Here is a 21,848-nt window from a genome sequence, read left to right on the forward strand (position 1 = left end):
TTACAAGGGCTTTATCTTATTTTAAGATTAAAAAGAGTCTACACTAAATCATTTTCAACCAAATATTCAGCTATTTGAATAGTATTTGTTGCCGCTCCTTTACGCAAATTATCGGAAACAATCCACATGTTTAATGTGTTTGGTTGAGTTTCATCTCTACGAATTCTACCTACAAAAACCTCATCTTTATCATGTGCATAAATAGGCATTGGGTAAGTGTTGGTATCTGTGTTGTCCTGTACAATAACACCAGACGTTTCGTGAAGCATTTTACGAACATCTGCTACATCAAAATCATTTTCAAACTCTACATTTACAGATTCAGAATGTCCACCAGCAGTTGGAATTCTAACGGCTGTTGCTGTAACAGAAAAAGTCCTGTCATTAAATATTTTTTGAGGCTCGCGAGCCAATTTCATTTCTTCTTTGGTATAACCATTTTCTAAAAAAACGTCGCAATGTGGTAAGGCATTTCTACCAATAGGATAAGGGTATGCCATTTCACCATCAATCCCAGCAATTTCATTTTCTAATTGTTTTACAGCTTTTACACCAGTACCGGAAACCGATTGATAGGTGGAAACCACAACACGTTTCATTTTATATTTTTCATGCAGTGGCGCTAATGCCATGACCATTTGTATGGTAGAGCAATTTGGGTTGGCAATAATTTTATCTTCTTTGGTTAATTCACTAGCATTTATTTCTGGAACGACCAGTTTTTTGGTAGGATCCATTCTCCATGCCGAAGAATTATCAACCACCGTAGTGCCAGCTTCTGCAAATTTAGGTGCCCATTCTACAGAGGTGTCCCCTCCTGCAGAAAAAATAGCAATCTGAGGTTTTGCTGCTACTGCATCCGCTAAACCAATAACGGTATATTCGTTATTTTTAAAAGTTAATTTTTTTCCAACCGAACGTTCTGATGCTACAAGTAATAATTCTGTTACAGGAAAATTACGCTCCTCTAACACCTTAAGCATCACTTCGCCAACCATCCCAGTGGCCCCAACAACTGCTACTTTCATTTTGTATAATATTTAATAAATTTCTTAAGGACAAAATTAAGTATTAATTCTATTCCAGAATCTAAAAAAAGACCTCATTTTTTTTAAACGAGGTCTTTTTAACAACAAATAACACGTTGTTATTTATTTAACAAATAGTTATTTTTTAAGCAAGTCTCTTATTTCAGTAAGTAAATCTTCTTGCGATGGCCCTTTAGGCGCTTCAGGAGCAGGTTCTTCTTTTTTCTTCATTTTGTTTACTGCTTTAACAATCATGAACATCACAAATGCCACAATAATAAAGTCAATGACATTGGTTAAGAAAGCCCCCCAAAGTACAGATACTTCACCTTCTATAACACCATCGGCATTCGCAACCCCTTCTTTAAGGACATATTTTAGATCCTTGAAATCGGCATTGAATATTAACCCAATTAATGGAGATACAATACCTCCTGTAAATGAAGCAACTACCTTGTTAAAAGCAGCACCCATTACAAAACCGACAGCAATATCGACTAAATTGCCTTTCATTGCAAAGTCTTTGAATTCTTTAAGCATAATCTTTAAAATTTTTAGTTAGTGAAGACTAAAATAGTTAAAATCTGTTAAAAATTTAACATTTGTTAAAATATCTTATTTTAAAAAAAGGCGTTTAACTCGTTGAGAAACAAAGGTTATCAGTTCGTAAGAAATAGTATTTGTTGTTTTTGCTAATTGCTCTGCAGTATTATCTTGCCCAAAAATAATAGCCTCATCCCCTTCTTTACATTCTATATTGGTAATGTTAACCATAATCATATCCATACAAACATTGCCAACAATAGGAGCTTTTTGCCCATTTATAGTAACAAAGCCTTTTCCATTTCCGTATTGCCTACCAATACCATCTGCATGACCAATAGGAAGTGTCGCTGTTTTTAAAAACGAATTAGATTTAAAAGCTCTGTTATATCCGACAGATTCCCCTTTTTCAATGTTATGAATTTGAGAAATGATCGTTTTTAAAGTAGCAATAGGTATTAAGTTTTTGTTTTCTTTGTCAGAATTTCCAAACCCATAAAGCCCTATGCCACCTCTAACCATATCAAAATGTGCCTCGGGGTAATTTAATATCCCCGAAGTATTGCACATGTGAAGCATAGGTCTATAAGTAAGTTTGTCAATTAGATTTTTAGAAATAGTATTAAAGTTTTTAATTTGACCTAAAGTGAATTCTTTTTCATTTAAATCTTCACTAGCTGCTAAATGAGAAAAGATAGATGTTACTTTTACAGCGTCTGTTTTGTTTATTTCTGAAACAATATGATCAACGTCATTTTCCCAAAAGCCAAGTCGGTTTAAACCTGTATTGAATTTTATATGAATAGGGTAATCTTTTTGTTTTTCAACTGAAGCGATGCTAATAAATTCCTTTAAGATTTTCGCGTTATATAAACTAGGTTCTAAGGAATATGTTATTAATGTTTTTAAATTTACTGCTTGCGGATGTAATACCAAAATAGGTTTTGTAATTCCAGATTTACGCAATGCTACACCTTCATTTATGTATGCTACGGCAAAATAATCAGCTCCTAATGTCTGTAAGTAACTTGCAATTTCACAGGCATCACTTCCATAGCCAAAAGCCTTAACAACAGCTAAAAACTTGGTATTGTTCTGGAGTTTAGACTTTAGATACTCAAAATTATGTTTAAGGGCTATTAAATCAATTTCAAGTACAGTTTCTTGCGCTTTAGGCATCTCAGGTATTATTGGGTTTAGAAGTCACTTCTTCGGCATCGTTTACCTTCATATTTCTAACTTTATCACGCATCATGGCTTTGTAATAAGCAGCCCTACTTAAGGGTTCGTATTCATCAACTTCACCAAGAAACACTAAATTGTCACTTTTAGCTTTGCGATAACTGTATTGAGCTAAATTACCAGTTCTAGTACAAACGGCATGTACTTTTGTAACATAATCTGCGGTTGCCATTAAAAAGGGCATAGGTCCGAAAGGGTTTCCTTTAAAGTCCATATCAAGTCCGGCAACAATAACCCGAACACCTTTATTTGCTAAATCGTTACAAACGCGTACAATTTCATCATCAAAAAATTGAGCTTCATCTATACCAATAACATCGCAACCATCAGCCAAAATAGGGATGTTAGCAGCAGCAGGAACAGGTGTTGAACGAATTTCGTTAGCGTCGTGAGAGATCACCATTTCTTCGTTGTAACGGACATCCACAGCAGGTTTAAAAATTTCTACTTTTTGTCTTGCAAATTGCGCACGCTTAAGCCTGCGGATTAATTCTTCTGTTTTTCCGGAAAACATGGAACCACAGATAACTTCAATCCATCCAAATTGTTCTTTATGATTTACTGTATTTTCAAGAAACATTTCGTAATTTTAGCACTAAAACAAAGCTATTATTCGTTTGTATAAAGGTGGCGTAAATTTATTAAAAATCAAAAGCCAAAATAGCAATAATTTAAAAATTATAAATAATGAAGAAGAAGTTAGAGTCGGAACTCATTAGTATAGCACATAGAATTCTCAAACTGAAAGGGAAAGAAGATGTTATTAAGATGCATACAGAAGTATCAGCTCTTTATGAAAAACTGTCGGTATTAAGATTTGCGCACGAGAATTTTGAAGATGGTATACCAACAATTGGAAGTGACTCGTCCTTTTTTGGTATGTTAGATAAGGCATTTAATAACAAGGTTAGTGATAATATTGAAATTGAAGACAAAATTTATATTAATCTTGATGAGGTCGAAGAAGACGATATTATGGAGCCTGTTATAGAAAAGATTAAAGACATGGTAGCGCAAATGCCTCATGAAGCTCAAGAAATTGATGCTATTTTTGAAGAAGCCATTCCTAAACAATATCATAAAACAGATTTAGAAGAAATTACTGCGGGATTTAAGGACACCCCGATTTTTGAACCTGTTTCTAAAGGGCAGAATGGGAAGGAAGATGAAAAAAAATCATTGAATGATAAATTAAAAACTGGAGGTTTTAACATCGGGCTTAACGATAAAATTGCCTTTATAAAACATTTATTCGATGGTAAAAGTGAAGATTATGATCGTGTAGTTTCCCAGCTAAATACATCGGTTACTTTTAGTGACGCAAAGCGTTTAATAGAAGACATTATAAAGCCAGATTATAATAACTGGGTTGATAAAGAAGAGTTTGAAACACGATTTATGCAAATTATAGAAAGTAAGTTTGAATAAAACTTCTCGACTATAGCCTGATGAAAATAAACAAAATTTTATATTGGGCAAGCACTGTGTTTTTGTGTTTGTTAATGGCATATTCTGCCTCTATGTACTTTACAAATACAGAAATGGTTAAAGGTTTTTTTGAAAATCTTAATTATCCAACTTATATAGTAATTCCTTTAGCCATATTAAAAGTTTTAGGTACCGTTATGATTTTATGGCGAAAAAGTACCTGGTTAACAGAATGGGCTTATGCCGGTTTTTTCTTTGATATGGTATTAGCAACAGTAGCACATCATTATGCAGGACATGGGATTGTAGGCTTTTCACTTTACGGGTTGCTGTTAATTTTTCCATCTTATTTTTTAGGAAAACAAATTAGAGGTTAATGAACTCATTTAAAGTTTTTCAATTGGCTAAAAAACCGCCCTTTTTCATCTATATTTAGCCTTTTTTTAATGTCGTAGCGATGCTATGCCATTAAAATAAGTTATTATCTATAAAAAAAATGACTAATTTTCGCTATAATTCAAAAACTTTAAAATGAGTTCTAATGAGTAAAGTCTATATTGTACCAACACCCATAGGGAACTTAAAAGATATTACTTTTAGAGCTGTTGAAGTTTTAAAAGAAGTTGATTTAATTCTTGCTGAGGATACGCGAACTTCTGGAAAACTTTTAAAACATTTTGAAATTACAACACATATGCAATCACACCATATGCATAATGAGCACAAGACTGTTGAAAGTGTTATTCAGAAAATAAAAAGCGGGACAACCGTAGCATTAATTAGCGATGCAGGAACACCTGCAATTTCCGATCCAGGATTTTTACTAACCCGAACGTGTATAGAAAATAATATTGAAGTGGACTGCCTTCCTGGAGCCACGGCCTTTGTACCAGCTTTGGTGAATTCTGGACTGCCAAACGATAAGTTTGTGTTCGAAGGTTTTTTGCCTGTTAAAAAAGGGAGACAAACACGATTGCTATTACTGGCAGAAGAAACCAGAACCATTATTTTTTACGAAAGTCCACATAAATTAGTGAAAACACTTGGCCATTTTTGTGAGTATTTTGGTGAAGGAAGGCAAGTTTCAGTATCCAGAGAGCTCACAAAACTTTACGAAGAGACTATTAGAGGGACAGCCAAAGAGGTTTTAGAATATTATACTAATAAACCGCCAAAGGGAGAAATTGTGATTGTTGTTGGTGGAAAAAAATAAGATTTAATGACGATAGAGCTATTTAAAAATAAACTTAAAAGCGCACCCAGAACCATCGAATTTTCTGAAACGATGGACATAATAGAATCAAATTATAATTTCTTTCCGGTAGCATTCACAAATGGTCCCTTAAAAAATAAAAGTGGAGAGAATTTGGGTTCCTGTAAATTGTTTGCTTTTGCAAAAGTACAAGATTTAACAAAAGAAGAAACTTTGGCATGTTTTGGTAAATTTTATTTTGATGAGGTATTGAACGATCCTAATGGTTCAGGCCACCAAAACATTAGAAATTTTATAAAAACAGGCTTTGACGGCCTTTCTTTTAATGGAGAACCACTAAGTAAAAAATAGGTGTTTATTTGATGGATGATTTACTTTACAATATAAGGCAATGCGACATATGTTCAGAACATTTGCCATTAGGTCCTCGCCCTATTGTAACAGCACATCCTGATGCTAAAATTATTATTATTGGTCAAGCTCCCGGAACTAGCGTTCATAAAACTGGGATTCCTTGGGATGACCCGAGTGGCAGACAGCTACGAAAATGGTTAGGTGTTACAGACGAAGCGTTTTACGATGAAACTAAAATTGCTTTAGTCCCTATGGGTTTTTGTTATCCTGGAAAAGGAAAAACGGGCGATTTACCACCAAGACCAGAATGTGCTCCGCAATGGCATGAACCATTATTAAATAAGTTGCCAAATATTGAATTGGTTATTTTAATAGGAATGTATGCTCAGAAATATTATTTAAAAAAAGAAGCAAAGAAAACATTAACGGAAACAGTGGCTAATTATAAAGACTATTTGCCAAAAGGATATTTACCCTTGCCGCACCCATCACCTAGAAACCGTTTTTGGTTAACAAAGAATCCTTGGTTTGATGTGGAGGTTTTGCCAGAGCTACAAGCAAGAGTAAAGCAGCTGATTTAAATGGGATATTTTAATAACAAAAAACCCCACCAAACGGTGAGGTTTAAATTTATAATATAAAAGTAATTATTAAAGACTACTAATATACTGTCTATATTTTGAGATTTCTCTAGGATTAGTAGCAAAATTAATACGTTTTATTTCTTTGCCTTCTTCATTTAGCTCAACTAAAAAAGTCTCCTTTCCTTCATCTACCATCTGTAGGTAAATTTTCATAGTGTTATCGTCATTATAAAATTTTACACCTTCAAAATTATCATAGTTAGAAGATATTTGTTCCTTAAATACTTTACCGTTTTTAATAGATTGTGTGATGTTTTTTCCTTCTTCAATAAACATTTTAGATTCAATGTCCCCAGTATCGTTATATGTTATTGAAGTTATAGGTTGATTATCTTTAAGTACAGATTCAGAAAGTATTTGACCATTTTCAAAATACGATATAACTTTCCCGTTAAGTGAACCATTCTTATAGTGACTCTCTTTTTTTACTTTTCCAGAAGGGAAATATGTAATTTCTTCACCATGAAGCTTTCCCTTTTTATATGTGGAATGCATAAATTTTTCTCCATTTTGATGATAGAAAACGTAATCTCCATATAAAAGACCTTCTTTAATATGGAATTCTTCCCATTTAGTTGTTTTATTTCCAACGATGAAATAGCCATCCATAGGCTCTCTAGTACTGTTATCTCTATAAATTTTTACATTATTGTAAGAGTCTACAAAATATGAGTTTCTTGGAATGTAGTTGGGTTCTGTGTGATCTTTACTTGCTTTATTATTACAATTGTAAAGACTAAAAAGCGCGCAAAATAACAGCACGCGAGCGGTTGTTGTAGGTAAATTCATTATTTTGGGTTATAATAGTTGGGGCTAACATAAGTAATAATTGCCTAACCGCCAAGTGTTTAGTTAGAAATTATTTATGCTTCTAACAATAGAATTCCCTATAAAATGGATCCAATGGATTAAATATCCGTTATTTAACCATCAAGTATTTATTTAAAAATTATTGATGTTTTCCTTTTTCCCAACCATGTTTTCCAAGGTGTTTTTCACCACTTTCAACAGCACCATCTTCAATAGAAGTTCCCATAGAATCGTTCCAACGGTTTAAATATCCGAATAAGGAAATAACACCTAACATTTCTACAATTTCACCTTCATTCCAATGTTCATATAAACGTTTTTTAATGCTTTCATCTACACCATTAGGTACTTGAGTAGCTTGTAAAGAAAAATCTAAAGCAGCGCGTTCGGCCTCACTAAATGCTGGGTGTGTTCTATAGTCCCAAATATTATCGAGTTGTTCTTGTTCGGCTCCATAGCGTTCTGCTGCCCGAATAGCATGTGCTTGGCAGTATCTACAACCCGTAGCGTTACTGCTTACCCAGGCAATCATGCGTTTTAGGGCTGAGGTCACTCTGCCTTCGTTAGCCATAACTGCTTTATTCAAATTTATAAAAGCTTTACTTATGGCTGGTCGGTGTTGCATAGTAAGAACTGAATTTGGACAAAACCCAAGTGTTTCATTAAAGAATTCTGCAAGTTCTTTGGTTTCTAAATTATGGTCAGCAGATAAAGGTGTTACTAAAGGCATATTTTTATTTTTTAGTAGTATTTTTGAAGCAACAAGAAACATCATTAATATAAAGTCAAATTGAAATTCGAGTTATTTTAAGGATGTTGCTTGTATCCTGATTTTTTTAAAAATTTGACACAAGAAACAAAAAAAATTTTAGATATGGCAGATAAAATTACAACACAATGGAAAGGAGATATGGTATTTGAATCAGACAACCCCAGATGGCCATCAATAATGATGGATGCATCAGATGATTTTGGAGGTACGAACTCGGGAATGGCTCCTAAGGCTATGATGTTATCGTCACTTGCAGGGTGTTCTGGGTTAGATGTTGTTTCTGTTTTAAATAAAATGAGAGTTAAAATAGATGATTTTAAAATGGTTGTAGAAGGGGAGCTTACAGACGAACATCCAAAATATTATCATAAAGTCTCTGTCGATTACCATTTTTATGGAAATAATTTGAATGAAAATAAAATAAAAACAGCAGTTGATTTGTCTGTTGAGAAATATTGTGGTGTTATGGAAATGTTTCGTCAGTTTGCTGAAATTAAAATAGAAACACATTTTCATAATAAATAAAATTTTAAATGAATAGAATACACTTACTAGTTATAGGCTTATTATTAAATAGTGCTATAAGCTATGCACAACAAAAAACACATGTTATCTCTCATAATGAAGAAACGATTGTTACAGACCCTTCAAAAGGGCGTAACAGTTATAAACGATTTGCTGTTTTTCCCGATAAAACAAAAAAAATACGCAGCATTATTTTAAATCTAAAGTTTGAGTGCCCTGATAAAATGCGTTGTGCCGATTGGGATTATGTAGACCATATTAAAGCTAGGCAGAAAAATGATTCGACTGTGTACGAAATTGCACGTATGCTAACACCCTACGGTGGTTTTTTTCAAAAAGATTGGGGATTCGAATGGCGGGTTGATATTACCGATTTTAGCCAGATATTAAGAGAAGACGTAGAAATAGATTATATTCATACAGGGTATGAAGATAATAAAACAAGAGGCTGGAAGGTAACCGTAGATTTCGAAATCACTTATGGGAACCCTGTTGCCAATCCAGTGGCTATTCACAAAATTTATGATGGTAATTATAAGTATGGATATAAAGATGATCCTATCGAAAACCATTTAAAACCTGTAACAATAAAAACAAACCCTGAAACCAATTTCTCGAAAATTAAAATTCATCAAACAGGACATGGAATGGATGCCAATGGTTGCGGTGAGTTTTGCAGTAAATATCGGGATGTTGTATTTAATGGAACGATTGTAGACCATCAGGATCTTTGGAAAGCATGTGGCGATAATCCATTGTATCCTCAGGCTGGGACCTGGATTTTCGATCGTGCTAATTGGTGTCCGGGGTATTTGGTACAACCTGATGAAGTGTTTTTAAATACTAAAGGCAATGAATCTTTTTCTATAGACATTAACATGGAACCGTATGAGACCGAAAAACCCAGTGCGAATGAACTTTTAACGGCTTACGTTATAGAATACGGAAAAGTAAATGCAGCTAACGATGTCACTTTAGTAGATATTATTCAGCCCTCAACACGTTTAGAGCATAGCAGAAAAAACCCAATAGGAGGCTTACCTGTAATACGAGTTAAAAATAATGGTAGTAAACCATTAAAAAAAATGACCATAAAATATTTTATTGAAGGAGAACGTGTTCAAAACTTTAAATGGACGGGTCATATTTCTTTTGGAGAATCTGCAATTATTACACTTCCTACAGAGGTATTTAGCAAAAAAGAATCTGCAAATTTCCATGTTGAATTATTAAAACCAAATGGAAAAAAAGATGCTTTTATATCGGATAATAAGCAACAATCGGGTTATAAGCGTCCTAATATTTTGCCAGAAAGTATTATAGTATATTATAAAACCAATAATAAACCCGGTCAAAATACGTATAGCATTCAAGACAGTTTTGGACATGTCTTTTTAAAAAAAGATAGTTTAAATATGAAGCCTAATACTGTTTATCAAGATACTATTAAGCTAAAAAAAGGAAATTATAATTTTACGTTTAATGATACTAAAGGTGATGGCCTAGAGTTTTGGTATAAGGTAAAAGATGGTCGTGGTGAAGTAAAACTATTAGATTCTTTAGGAAACGCCATAAAGCAATTTAAGTCAGATTTTGGTAGCAGTATTAACTATCATTTTTCGGTAAGAACAGATATGCCTTATGAGTTGGATAATATGCCATCAATAGCTGCTTTTCCAGCAAGAACAAATGGACCTTTTACATTAGATTACTTTTCAAATAAACCTGCAAATGTAAAAGTCCTTATTGTAGATCAAGAAGATGAAGCCCACGTATTGGAAACGCATTCTTATGCCAATTTTAGCCGAGGGGCTCTTAGTTTTGACCTGTCTTATTTGCCTAAAAAAAGGTATTATGTTAAGGTATTTGTCGATGAAGAAGAAATGTATAAAAATCGTATTCGTTTAAAGGAATAATACATGCGCTGGACATTAAAACCAAAACTGGAATCAGAAAAAATCAAGGCTTTACAGGAAGCGCTTCAGGTAGATTCAATCTTAGCAACATTGTTATTACATCGGGGGATTGAAACTTACGAAGATGCTAAAACGTTTTTCAGACCCCGTTTAGGTGACTTACATGATCCATTCTTAATGAGAGATATGGATAAGGCCGTTGCCCGTATTGAAAAAGCAATGGCCAACAAAGAAAATATTTTGGTTTATGGCGATTATGATGTCGATGGAACAACTGCAGTCGCATTAATGTCTACCTATTTAAAATCTAAGTATGAGCTTGTACATACTTACATTCCCAACCGTTATGACGAAGGGTATGGTATATCGTATAAGGGGATCAACTTTGCTTTAGAAAATGATTTCTCGCTTATCATAGCGTTAGATTGTGGTATAAAGTCTGTTGATAAAGTAACTTATGCTAAAGAGCTTGGTATCGATTTTATTATTTGTGATCATCACAGACCTGCAGATGAAATTCCGAATGCAGCTGCTGTTTTAGACCCTAAACGGAAGGATTGCGAATACCCATATAAAGAATTATGCGGTTGTGGTGTTGGGTTTAAATTAATACAGGCACTAGCATCAAAAGAAAACAAAACGGTTGAAGATCTAATAGAATATTTAGATTTGGTGGCCACAGCTATTGGCGCAGATATTGTTCCTATTACTGGAGAAAACAGAGTATTAGCCTACTTTGGACTTCAAGTAATTAACGCGAATCCAAGACCAGGGATTAAAGCCATTTTAGATCAGGTTGAAAAGACAGAACTCACCATTACTGATGTTGTATTTATAGTAGCCCCCAGAATTAATGCTGCAGGACGTATGAAACATGGTAATTACGCAGTGGCTTTATTAACTGAAACAGAAGAAAATTTAGCAAAAAAATACGCTTCCGAAATTAACGAATATAACCTCGACAGACGTGAAACTGATAAACGAATTACAGAAGAAGCTTTACAACAAATTGAAGAACAGAAAGAACAGGAACGTTTTACTACTGTTGTTTACAATGAAACTTGGCATAAAGGTGTTATTGGTATTGTGGCTTCTAGATTAACAGAAACTTATTATAGACCAACCTTGGTATTTACAAAAAGTGGTGATAAACTAGCAGCCTCGGCACGATCGGTTAGAGGGTTTGATGTTTATCGTGCTTTGGAGGCGTGTACCGATTATATTGAACAATTTGGAGGCCATAAATATGCAGCGGGGTTAACACTTAAAGAAGCCCAATACGAAGCTTTTAAGCAAGCATTTGAAGAAGAGGTTGCTAAAACCATCGATAAAAACCTGTTAACGCCAGAAATTAAGATAGATGCTCAAATAGATTTAAAGGATATTACACCAAAGTTTTATAGAGTTCTAAAACAGTTTGCTCCTTTTGGTCCGAATAATATGGCACCCATTTTTATGACTGAAAATTTAACAGATACAGGTTATGGTAAGTGTGTGGGAGCAGATAAAACACATTTACGATTAACAGCTGCACAACCTGAGGCAAATAACATGGTCTGTATTGGTTTTAGTATGGGACATAAATTGGATTTAATTTCTAACGGAAAACCATTTAGAGCAGTCTATTCTATTGATGAAAATGAATGGAACGGAAACGTATCGTTGCAACTTAAATTAAAAGATATTAAAGCATAATTTATGGCGAAAAAAGACCCGTATGCAGCCTTACGAATCAAAGAATTCAATATCTTTTTATTGGTTCGTTTTATATTGGTGTTTGGGTGGTCTATGCAATTTATTATTATTGAATGGCAGGTTTATACCATCACTAAAGATCCTCTTTCTCTTGGAATCATTGGTCTTATGGAAATAATTCCAGCGTTTACTATGGCTTTATTTGCAGGTCATATTGTAGATCAGAAAGAAAAACGAAATCTTTTAGCTTTATGTATAGCTGCTTTTTCATTGATTAGTTTAGGTTTGTTTTTATTAACCTGGGATATCATTGTTAAGGATTGGGCAACAAGAACAATACTTTACTCTATTTATGGCCTAGTATTTTTTGGAGGCTTTTTACGTTCTTTTTTCGGGCCGACCATTTTTTCTTTAGTCGCATTGATTGTTCCTAAAAAGGTTTACCCTAATGCTGCTACCTGGAATAGTTCTACATGGCAAATGGCAGGTGTTTTGGGTCCTGCATTTGGAGGGCTTTTTATTGGATGGATAGGTGTGCATTGGTCGCTTTGCATTATTTTCGGATTAGTTTTGCTATCCTTAATTATCTTATTACAGATAAAGCGGAAGCCTATTTTAAATCCAAAAATTGGTGAATCTGTAGCACAGAGTTTAAAAGAAGGAGTTGAATTTGTATTTAAAACAAAAGCCATTTTAGGTGCTATGACTTTAGATATGGTGGCTGTTTTATTTGGTGGTGCCATCGCCTTATTACCGTTATTTGCTCAGGATATTTTAAAGGTAGGAAGTGAAGGGTTTGGTGTATTACGCGCTGCACCGGCAGTTGGTGCTTTTTTAACCATGTTAGTGACGGCATATATCCCAATAAGTAAAAATGCAGGTATGAAATTACTAGCCGCTATTTTCGGATTTGGAGTTTGTATTATAGTCTTTGGGCTGTCGTCTATCTTTTGGGTTTCGTTGCTTGCGTTGTTTTTTAGTGGGATGACAGATGGTGTTTCTATGGTCATTAGGCAAACCATTTTACAAATTAAAACACCTGACCATATGCGTGGGCGTGTGTCTTCTGTAAATTCTATGTTTGTTGGGTCTTCTAACGAATTAGGTGCTTTTGAAAGTGGTATAACAGCAAAGTATATGGGAGCCGTTACAGCTGTCGTTTTTGGAGGTACGATGACATTAATAACCGTTGTTACTACTGGATTGGTGTCACCGTCGTTTAGAAAATTAGACTTAACAAAAGATATTGAGGCTCATGAGAACGAGGACTAATATTCCTTCAGTTCAAAACGATCTCCATCAAAAACACCATAGGTATAATAAGAAATCCAGTCACCAAGATTGATGTATTTTGAATGATTTTTAAGATCGATGTCTAACGGTAAGTGGCGATGCCCAAACACAAAATAATCGCGGTGTTTGTCTTCTAATTTTCGTTTACAATATTGTACTAACCACTCGTTGTCTTCACCTAAAAATTTAGCATCTTCTTCGCCAGAAATAAGTTTGTTTTTTACTGATAAATATTGTGCCATTTTCACCCCTAAATCTGGATGTAACCATCTAAACAACCATTTACAAAACGAATTTGTAAACACTTTTTTCATACGTTTATAGCCTTTGTCTCCAGGGCCTAGTCCATCACCATGGCCAATAAAGAATGTTTTGTTGTTAAATGTGAATTCTTTTGGTTTGTGGTAAACGGGAATGTTAAGTTCTTCTTCGAAATAGCCGTTCATCCATAAATCATGATTACCAACAAAGTAATAAATGGGGATTCCTGAATCTGAGATTTCAGCTAATTTACCTAATGTTCTTGTAAAGCCTTTTGGGACTACTTTTTTATAGTCCATCCAAAAGTCGAACAAATCGCCTAAAAGAAAAATAGCAGCAGCATCTTGTTTGACTTCATCTAACCAAGCTACAAACTTTTTTTCGCGAGGAAGTGATGCTTCTCTGGTTGGTGCTCCTAAATGATTATCAGAGGCAAAGTATATTTTTTTTCCTTTAGGAATTTGAATTTGCATGCTGTAAATATAACTAATTCTTGTTTTTCGATATGCTCTTAATAAACTTCGTAGACAACTAAAAACGGTTAACTGAATGCTGATACTGTAAACTGAAAAAGGAACACTGATTAATGATTATCGTAAGCATACCACTCTGCGAAAGAGGTATCAGTTTCCTGAAGTTTTAAGGAAAATAATGAAATGTGTTTCGGTAAACGTTTTTTTATCTTTTTAGAAAAATCGATAACCATCATCTCACTGGTGGGTTGGTAATCTACCAATAGCACATTATGTCCCCTATCTTCCAGCTCTTTAGCAAGCTCTACATGTGGTGTATTTTTATTAAATACGGTCGCATGATCGAATACATTAACGATTTCTTCCTTTACAATTTTTTTTAAATCCCCAAAATCGATAACCATCCCAAATTTTACATTGGTATGGTCGGTAATGGGTTTTCCTATAACCGTTACAGATAACTTGTAACTGTGGCCGTGTACATTTTTGCACTTACCGTCGTACCCATAGAGAGCATGACCTGTCTCGAAAGAAAATTGTTTTGTGATGCGAATGTTATGATCCATTATCTTCTTTTTCTTTTATTTACGAGATAAACAATTATTAAAACTACAGCTAATAACAGAAATAATCCGTTTCCGCTTATAAATGACATGATATCCATAATTATTCTTTATTGATTCTTCTTTTTGTTATATCTATAAATTGAATATGCAATCAACACGAAGACAACAAAAGGTAACATGGAGCCAATAAAGACACCTATTTCGTAACCTTTATCAGGAGCGTTTTGTATTTTTTCTTCTATACCAATTTGTTGAAGAAAGGGAGTTAGTAATAGCATATTTGTTTTTATACTGTATGCAAAGTTAATCGTTTTAACCCGTATTATTCATGGTTTTCGTTATGAAAAGTCAAAATGGCAATAGATTTTGGAAGCACAATAATTTTTAAAGGATAAATTGCCTCCCACTTTTGAGGTATAAAAATTAAGAGCATTGCCAAAGCTAGCAGGCAGTTTGGCTTTGGAATAGAATAACTGTGAATAATACGGGTTAAGAAAGCGGAATAAATATTTTTCTAAATTTTATAATTAAAGGAATACCTCTGGCCAGAATCCAAAATGTAAGAGCAATAAATATACCGTGTAGTTTATAGCCTAAATAATCTAACCAAAAAAGAATTGGTACAAAAACAATAAAGGTCGAAAACAGCAACACGTTTCTTAAAGATCTCATTTTGCCCATACCCTTAAACATACCATCGAAAATAAATGCTAACGAGCATAAAGGTTGCATGATAAGTATAATCCAAAAAGAGTCATAGAAAAGAGCTAATACTTCTGGGTCTTTAGAAAAAAGCCTTCCAATTGGATAATAAAAAATAGCACCAACTAGAGCTAGTAAAACACCTATAATTATAGCATATTTAATTAATCTATTACTTAGTTTAAGGAGTAAATCATACGCCTTACCACCAAATAATTTTCCTGATAAAATATTACCAGCACTTGCATAACCATCAATAAAAAAAGCTGCAAAGAACCATAAATTTATAGCAATAGTATAGGTTGCAATATAGGCAGCGCCATAGCCTGTAGCAAAACGAGTAGCAAAGTAAAGCGTAACATTAAGGGCTAGCGTTCTAACAAATAGATTAAGAATCATTATAATAAATCTAATGATTTCTTCGTTAAAAGGAAAGCTTAATTTCAAAGGGATACTTGTCTTTTTTAATAAGTAATAGGCTGATAAAATAGCCATTATAAATTGAGCTATAAGACTTGCATAGGCAGCTCCTTTTATATGCATGGCGGGAATAAAACCTGAAATACCATAAACTAAAATAATGTCCAATATAATATTAGCAGAGGCTCCTATAATAGCAATTATCATAGGGTAATAAGTATTTTGTAAACCTCGAAAAGCACCAAAAACAGCAATAGTAAATAATGTAAATGGAAATCCGAAAACACGAATTTTATAATAATCGACGCTATAGTCTAAAATGAGGTCGGAGGCATTGTATAATTTAAAAATGCTTTGGGCAAAAGGATAGGTGCCTATTATAATTAAAACACTTAAGGATGTTATAATGAAAATAGCTTGTGCTGGTAGATTTTTGATTTTTTCGAGTTGATTAGCGCCAACATATTGTGATACAATAGACGATATGGCACTTCGTGTTTGCCCTAACACCCAAATTAGCATGGATAAGAAGGTGGTAACAATACCAACTGCTGCCAAAGACTCGGTAGCATTTAAGTCTATGTTTCCAACGATGGCAGCATCCGTTAATGATAAAATAGGCTCTGATATACCAGAAATAAGTGCTGGTATGGCTAATTTGTTTATATGCTTTAAGCTGATATCTGTACTCACAGTATTAATTCATAACAATAAAAGGGGTGTTTGCTTTGCTTAGGAAAATAAATATTTCCTAAACGTTTATACCCACGATGTTCATAAAATTTTTGATTTCTATGGTTTTGAGAAAAGGTATCTAATCGTACAGAAATATAGTTGTTTTTTGCAGCAAATGTTTCAGCAAAAGTCATAAGGTCTTGTGCATATCCTTTTCCCTGATGTGTTGGATGTATGGCTAGTCTATGTATGTAAATGTTGTTTGTATTTTCAGTTAGCCATGAAATGGGAATATATTCTTCATCCATAAATGTAGAAATGGTTATACAACCAATGATGGTATTTTCAATTTCTAAAACGTGTAATTCGTCACGCTCAATATCTTTAAAAAAGGCTTCTTTACTGGGGTAATGTTCGTTCCATTGATAAATATTTTTATTCATCATAGCTACAGCGCAAGATTTGGTAATCTCTATAATATGACCAATATCTGAAAGGTTCCCTTTACGAATCATTTAAATGTTTTATTTTTGCATAAATATCGTTAAAAATTTAGTCAGTAAACTATATTTATTATGAAGAATATTCTAGTTCCTGTGGGGTCATCCAAAAATGCTTTGAGTCATTTACAATATGCTGTAGATTTTGCTGAAGCTTTCGAGGCAAAACTTTTTATTGTACAGGTATATAACGTCTATACAAAGGCAGGAACCATGATTAAAGTAGACCACATCATAGAGCGGGAGAGCAACGCTTTTTTGAAGGGTTTAGTTTCTAAAATTGATACTAAAAAGGTTGAAGTTGTTACAAAGGTTTTAAAAGGAAAGTTGGTTGACACTCTTGAACTGGCGAGTAAAGCAGCCAATATTGATTTAATTATAGTAGAACCCAGAACTAATTCTATTAGAGATGAGGTGTTTTTAGGGAAAACATCAGGAAAAATTATAAAACAAACCCAGATACCAGCATTAATTGTGCCTGAAGGATACAAGTTTAAACCATTTAGCAATATATTATTAGCTATTAAGTCTGCAATAATAAAAAAGAATGATGCCTTAGATCCTTTGTTAAATATTAAAAACAATTTTCAAGCTTCGGTAAATATGTTATTGGTAAAAACACCATATTATAAAGAAGGCGATTTTGTTGTTGAACAAAAACTATTAGATACTGTAGATAATACAACCAAGACAGAAAATGCGACTACGTTTCATGGCGTATTACAGCATTTACAATCTTATAATCCAGATATGCTTTGTGTTGTTAGACGTAAAAGAGGGTTTTTTACTAAAAAATGGGAGAAGAATGTCATTTTGAAAAAAGATTTCTCAAGTTTAATACCTGTTTTAGTTTTAAGAGGATTAAAATAATTAGTGGGAATGCCACTGTTCGTTGATTAGAATATTCGTGTTTTTAATCTCTTAGAGTCGACACTACTTTTAATAAAACTTTCTTTCTTAGAACGAGAAATACTAACAGTATCGTTATTATTCATACTAATAGAGCTCCATCAAACCTCACATATTTTTTACTCCTTTTAGATTAATAAGAAAGCTGTTATTTTCTAATTCATATAAAGAAAGCATACACTATTTTCTTTTACAGCAAATTCAAATTATAACAGGTATTAATAAGTCTCCTAAATTATTGTCTACCTGATTTTCAATTTGTTCACTTTTAATAATAATAACATGGTGAACATATTTTTTTTGATTGCAAATGATACTACCTTATTATAATAACCTCTTCTAAACGATTAATTTTTACAGAATCTTGCTTCTCTTTTTGAGAGAATATCAGGTTTGCAAAAAAATTGAAAAATAAATGCTTAAATATTTTTTATTTAGAATGATTCTTAATTACATTTGTCGCAAATATATATGTTATTTTAATTCAGTCTAAATAAAAATAAATTATTAAAAATGAAACGATTAGCCATTTTGCCACTATTAATTTTAACATTTTCAATACATGGAAATGCTCAAAGCAAGAAAAAACAAGATACAGAAGCCATTAAAAAGATGTGTGGATGCTACGAGGTTACCTTCAATTTTGCAGAAACTTTTAATTACAGTAAGGATTCGCTTTACAAACCATCAAAAACAAAAACAGATAAAGGATTAGAATGGGCGCAATTAGTTGAGAATGATAAAAACAAAATTTCAATTCAACATTTACTTCAAGTTGGATCCCCGTCTAAACCACACATAGTAAAACATTGGAGACAAGATTGGCTTTTCGAGAATACTAATTTTTACATGTTTAATGGAGATAACACCTGGAACTATGTGTCTAAACCAAAAGCTGAAGTTAAAGGGCAATGGACTCAAAAGGTATATCAAGTTGATGATAGTCCTAGATACGAGGGTTCTTCAACATGGGTACATGTAGACGGTAAGAGTTATTGGGAAAATATGACAGATGCTCCGCTTCCAAGGAGGGAATATACCAAACGTAGCGATTATAATATAACAGTTAGAGGCAACCGCCACGAAATCACTAAGAATGGCTGGGTACATGATCAGGATAATGCTAAAGTGATTCGTGAAAAAGGAAAAAAAGATGAGCTTTTAGCAAAAGAAAAAGGTTATAATACGTATGTAAAAGTTGATGATAGCAGATGTAAAGCAGCAGCAGATTGGTGGGTTAAAAACCATGAAAAATGGGCTTTAGTTCGTTCTAAATGGTCTGATGTTTACGGCAGAAATAAAAACTTAGCTTTAGAATCTAAAGTTGAAAATAAATTACTTTACAAATACTTGTTTTCTGAAGATTATACTAAGGCTGATGCCATTAACAAGGTTATAGAATCTTTCGTAATTAAATAGATCCCAAACAAAAATCAATCAAATTTTAAAGAATGAAGAACATACTAGCATTACTACTAGTAATAGGTTGTGCGTATACAACTTATAGTCAAGCCACATTAAAAGGCATTGTAAAAAATCAATCTAATGAAGTTATTCCGTTTGCAAATGTATATTTAGATGGCACGGCATTTGGAACATCTACCAAAGAAGATGGAACCTTTGTTATAGAAAATGTTCCTTTTGCCACATATAACATGATCGCAAGTGCTGTAGGTTACTACCAAAATTCACAAAGTATTGTGGTAAATGGACATGAGAATACTATTGTTTTTACATTAGAAAATAATACACAATTAGAAGAGGTCGAACTTTTTGGTTCGAGAAATAGAAGCGCGGAAAAGCTAGAAACCTTAACCAGGTTGCCTCTGGCACCTAATGAGCAATTACAAAGTATTTCTATTTTGTCTCATACCTTAATAGATAAGCAAAATGCTTTAAGCCTAAGGGATGTTACTAAAAATGTTGCAGGTGTTTATACGTTTGCAACCTACGGAAACATAAGAGAAAGTATGTCTTTAAGAGGTTATAGAGGGATACCTATTTTAAAAAATGGGGTTAGAATCAATTCCGATTTTAGAGGTGTTGGTGTTATTACAGATATGGCTGGCGTTGATAACATTCAAGTATTAAAAGGGGTCTCTGCTATTAGTCAGGGATTGGGCGGCGATCTTGGTTCTGCCGGAGGTGTTATAAATATAGTAACCAAAACACCTAAGTTTTATGATGGAGGTGAAGTAAGTTTTAGAACAGGAAGCTTCGGGCAAGTACGTCCTACGTTTGATTTTTATGGCCCTTTAGACAAAAAACAAACAGTTGCTTTTAGAGTTGCTGGTGCTTATGATAGCGCAGATAGTTATAGAAGTAAAGTTAATTCAGAACGTTTTTATATCAACCCTTCTTTGGCCTGGAAACCTAATGAGAAAACAAATATTATTTTAGAAATGGATTATACGGATGCTAGTGTAACTCCAGATCAAGGGACTATAAACTTAGGTGATTACGCTACTAATGATATCTATAGACTTCCAAATAACAATTTTTTAGGTTTTGATTCTGATAGAAATAATTCAATAAATACAACGTATGCCGTTAGGTTTGAAAGAGAAATAAATGATAATTTAAGCTTAAAAGCAGGTCTGTTTTCATCTAATTTAGAAACATATGCAGAAACCTCTTATGTATATCAAGGCGGAGGTAGAACTGGTTTAGATGTGCTTACCGGAGGGCAAAGATACAGAGAGTATTATGCCGGAGGTAGATTAGATAAAAACAGTGTATTACAAATTGATTTATTGGGAAAAAATATCAAAACGGGGACATTTAAACATACTTTCCAGATAGGTGTGGATTATAGAAATACAGAGTTTGATAATACTGCATATACAACAACGTATCCTACTGATAATCCTTATGTAGATATTATCGATGTTTTACAACCTATCAACAATGTATTACCCGGTGGTATTAGTGTCGCTGTAAATCCAGACAGAGCCACAGGTTCTAAAACAAAATCTTATGGATTTACCATTCAGGATAAAATAACATTAACAGCATGGGCAGATGTGTTTTTAGGATTGCGTTATACATCCTTAGAAAGAACCAAAGGTAATTTTCTAGGGAGAAGCTTAGCAGGTTCCAAACGAGACGATGCCTTTAACCCATTATTGGGGTTCAATATCAAACCTATAAAAAATATTATCGTATTTGGCTCGTATGCAAGCAGCTCTAATCCCATGACGTCTTTTTACAGAGATATTAATGGTAATGAATTAGGCACTGAGCGTTGGGACCAGTTCGAAACAGGTATTAAATCTACTTGGTTAAATAATGCATTACGATTTAATGTGACTTACTTTTCAACCTCAAGTAAAAACTTAAACCTTGAAGCTTTAGATGGTAATGGGACTTCATTAGGCTACTATTTAAAGGGCGGAGAAGATACTAGAAATGGTATAGAAATTGAATTAATAGGTCGTGTTTTACCTAATTTAGAAATTATTGCCGGATACTCTTATTTAGATGCTAAATACAAAGACCATGTCTCTTATTATTACAATTCCAGCCCATTAAACACACCAAAAAACACAGCTAACTTCTGGACAAGATATCGTTTTAAAGAATCGTTAAAAGGTCTCTCGTTGGGAGCGGGTGTTTATTATTTAGGAAAACGACCTCACAATGTATGGTCTAGAGACTATACGCATACGGGTGTTGTCCCAGGAGTTAAACCTTTCGATCTAAAAGCTTATACAACAGTAAATATCCAATCCTCTTATCAATTTAATTCAAAATTAAGTTTAGACGTTTTTGCCAATAATGTGTTTAACGAAGTAGGGTATAATGCCTATAGAACAGTTTATTTAAACAGAATTTCTCCAGCAACTTTTGGAACAACATTACGATATAAATTTTAAACCA

Annotated in this window: 23 protein-coding genes; 12 read left to right on the forward strand and 11 right to left on the reverse strand. The window is 33.5% G+C overall.

All coding sequences use genetic code 11. From position 1 onward, the window contains the following. Positions 1-38 precede the first annotated feature (38 nt). The 4 genes from Q4Q47_RS09050 to Q4Q47_RS09065 all read right to left on the reverse strand — a co-directional run bounded on the left by Q4Q47_RS09050 (position 39) and on the right by Q4Q47_RS09065 (position 3,393). The gene (locus Q4Q47_RS09050) at positions 39-1,028 is read right to left on the reverse strand and encodes an aspartate-semialdehyde dehydrogenase (protein ID WP_303306331.1); all 990 of its coding nucleotides are present in this window, start codon (positions 1,026-1,028) and stop codon (positions 39-41) included. Positions 1,029-1,166: 138 nt separating this feature from the next. Further along, positions 1,167-1,568, reverse strand: a complete 402-nt coding sequence (mscL, locus tag Q4Q47_RS09055; RefSeq protein ID WP_303306332.1) for a large-conductance mechanosensitive channel protein MscL — start codon at positions 1,566-1,568, stop codon at positions 1,167-1,169. Between the two features lie 75 nt (positions 1,569-1,643). Further along, the gene (gene alr, locus Q4Q47_RS09060) at positions 1,644-2,750 is read right to left on the reverse strand and encodes an alanine racemase (protein WP_303306333.1); all 1,107 of its coding nucleotides are present in this window, start codon (positions 2,748-2,750) and stop codon (positions 1,644-1,646) included. A 1-nt stretch (position 2,751) separates the two neighbouring features. After that, positions 2,752-3,393: a thymidine kinase gene (locus tag Q4Q47_RS09065; RefSeq protein WP_303306334.1), complete on the reverse strand. Its 642-nt coding sequence runs from the start codon at positions 3,391-3,393 to the stop codon at positions 2,752-2,754. A 107-nt stretch (positions 3,394-3,500) separates the two neighbouring features. On the opposite strand from Q4Q47_RS09065, the gene Q4Q47_RS09070 reads away from it, so the two are divergent. From Q4Q47_RS09070 to Q4Q47_RS09090, 5 genes are all read left to right on the forward strand, one after another. Continuing rightward, a complete protein-coding gene (locus tag Q4Q47_RS09070) occupies positions 3,501-4,241 on the forward strand; it encodes a hypothetical protein (RefSeq protein ID WP_303306335.1) in 741 nt (246 codons plus the stop codon). A 20-nt stretch (positions 4,242-4,261) separates the two neighbouring features. After that, positions 4,262-4,618, forward strand: a complete 357-nt coding sequence (locus Q4Q47_RS09075) for a DoxX family protein (protein ID WP_303306336.1) — start codon at positions 4,262-4,264, stop codon at positions 4,616-4,618. A gap of 164 nt (positions 4,619-4,782) precedes the next feature. Further along, positions 4,783-5,454: a 16S rRNA (cytidine(1402)-2'-O)-methyltransferase gene (gene rsmI / locus Q4Q47_RS09080; protein ID WP_303306337.1), complete on the forward strand. Its 672-nt coding sequence runs from the start codon at positions 4,783-4,785 to the stop codon at positions 5,452-5,454. 6 nt (positions 5,455-5,460) lie between these two features. Then, entirely contained in the window at positions 5,461-5,805 is a 345-nt protein-coding gene (locus Q4Q47_RS09085) for a HopJ type III effector protein (protein ID WP_303306338.1), read from the forward strand. Between the two features lie 11 nt (positions 5,806-5,816). Next, on the forward strand, positions 5,817-6,389 hold the full coding sequence (locus Q4Q47_RS09090; RefSeq protein ID WP_303306339.1) for a uracil-DNA glycosylase family protein: 573 nt from the start codon (positions 5,817-5,819) through the stop codon (positions 6,387-6,389). Positions 6,390-6,458: 69 nt separating this feature from the next. Here Q4Q47_RS09090 and Q4Q47_RS09095 read toward each other — a convergent pair whose 3' ends face one another. Beyond that, a complete protein-coding gene (locus Q4Q47_RS09095) occupies positions 6,459-7,241 on the reverse strand; it encodes a toxin-antitoxin system YwqK family antitoxin (RefSeq protein ID WP_303306340.1) in 783 nt (260 codons plus the stop codon). Positions 7,242-7,401: 160 nt separating this feature from the next. Then, complete coding sequence (locus tag Q4Q47_RS09100) at positions 7,402-7,992, reverse strand: carboxymuconolactone decarboxylase family protein (RefSeq protein ID WP_303306341.1); 591 nt, start codon at positions 7,990-7,992, stop codon at positions 7,402-7,404. Between the two features lie 144 nt (positions 7,993-8,136). Between Q4Q47_RS09100 and Q4Q47_RS09105 the strand changes: the two genes are divergently transcribed. Genes Q4Q47_RS09105 through Q4Q47_RS09120 form a run of 4 tightly spaced genes read left to right on the forward strand, consistent with a single transcriptional unit; the run spans position 8,137 to position 13,442 of the window. Then, entirely contained in the window at positions 8,137-8,559 is a 423-nt protein-coding gene (locus tag Q4Q47_RS09105) for an OsmC family protein (protein WP_303306342.1), read from the forward strand. Between the two features lie 8 nt (positions 8,560-8,567). Further along, complete coding sequence (locus Q4Q47_RS09110; RefSeq protein ID WP_303306343.1) at positions 8,568-10,475, forward strand: peptide-N-glycosidase F-related protein; 1,908 nt, start codon at positions 8,568-8,570, stop codon at positions 10,473-10,475. Between the two features lie 3 nt (positions 10,476-10,478). Beyond that, entirely contained in the window at positions 10,479-12,170 is a 1,692-nt protein-coding gene (gene recJ / locus Q4Q47_RS09115) for a single-stranded-DNA-specific exonuclease RecJ (protein WP_303306344.1), read from the forward strand. Between the two features lie 3 nt (positions 12,171-12,173). Next, on the forward strand, positions 12,174-13,442 hold the full coding sequence (locus Q4Q47_RS09120) for an MFS transporter (protein WP_303306345.1): 1,269 nt from the start codon (positions 12,174-12,176) through the stop codon (positions 13,440-13,442). Here the strand turns inward: Q4Q47_RS09120 and Q4Q47_RS09125 are convergent. The 5 genes from Q4Q47_RS09125 to Q4Q47_RS09145 form a co-directional block, all read right to left on the reverse strand. After that, positions 13,439-14,191: a UDP-2,3-diacylglucosamine diphosphatase gene (locus Q4Q47_RS09125; protein ID WP_303308454.1), complete on the reverse strand. Its 753-nt coding sequence runs from the start codon at positions 14,189-14,191 to the stop codon at positions 13,439-13,441. The two genes, Q4Q47_RS09120 and Q4Q47_RS09125, sit on opposite strands and share 4 nt — an antisense overlap. Positions 14,192-14,307: 116 nt before the next feature. After that, positions 14,308-14,763 carry a 6-pyruvoyl trahydropterin synthase family protein gene (locus tag Q4Q47_RS09130; protein WP_303306346.1) on the reverse strand — a complete coding sequence of 152 codons (456 nt, stop codon included), beginning with the start codon at positions 14,761-14,763 and terminating at the stop codon, positions 14,308-14,310. A 107-nt stretch (positions 14,764-14,870) separates the two neighbouring features. Then, on the reverse strand, positions 14,871-15,041 hold the full coding sequence (locus tag Q4Q47_RS09135; protein WP_303306347.1) for a hypothetical protein: 171 nt from the start codon (positions 15,039-15,041) through the stop codon (positions 14,871-14,873). Between the two features lie 211 nt (positions 15,042-15,252). Then, on the reverse strand, positions 15,253-16,578 hold the full coding sequence (locus Q4Q47_RS09140; protein WP_303306348.1) for an MATE family efflux transporter: 1,326 nt from the start codon (positions 16,576-16,578) through the stop codon (positions 15,253-15,255). Then, on the reverse strand, positions 16,575-17,075 hold the full coding sequence (locus Q4Q47_RS09145) for a GNAT family N-acetyltransferase (RefSeq protein ID WP_303306349.1): 501 nt from the start codon (positions 17,073-17,075) through the stop codon (positions 16,575-16,577). Before Q4Q47_RS09145 ends, Q4Q47_RS09140 begins: the two co-directional genes overlap by 4 nt. A gap of 60 nt (positions 17,076-17,135) precedes the next feature. On the opposite strand from Q4Q47_RS09145, the gene Q4Q47_RS09150 reads away from it, so the two are divergent. From Q4Q47_RS09150 to Q4Q47_RS09160, 3 genes are all read left to right on the forward strand, one after another. Further along, entirely contained in the window at positions 17,136-17,930 is a 795-nt protein-coding gene (locus Q4Q47_RS09150) for a universal stress protein (protein ID WP_303306350.1), read from the forward strand. Positions 17,931-18,482: 552 nt separating this feature from the next. After that, entirely contained in the window at positions 18,483-19,388 is a 906-nt protein-coding gene (locus Q4Q47_RS09155; protein ID WP_303306351.1) for a DUF6607 family protein, read from the forward strand. A 32-nt stretch (positions 19,389-19,420) separates the two neighbouring features. Next, positions 19,421-21,844 (forward strand): TonB-dependent receptor, encoded by a 2,424-nt coding sequence (locus tag Q4Q47_RS09160; RefSeq protein WP_303306352.1) that lies wholly within the window; start codon positions 19,421-19,423, stop codon positions 21,842-21,844. Positions 21,845-21,848: the final 4 nt, after the last annotated feature.

Source organism: Flavivirga spongiicola, assembly GCF_030540825.1.
Lineage (GTDB): Bacteria > Bacteroidota > Bacteroidia > Flavobacteriales > Flavobacteriaceae > Flavivirga > Flavivirga spongiicola.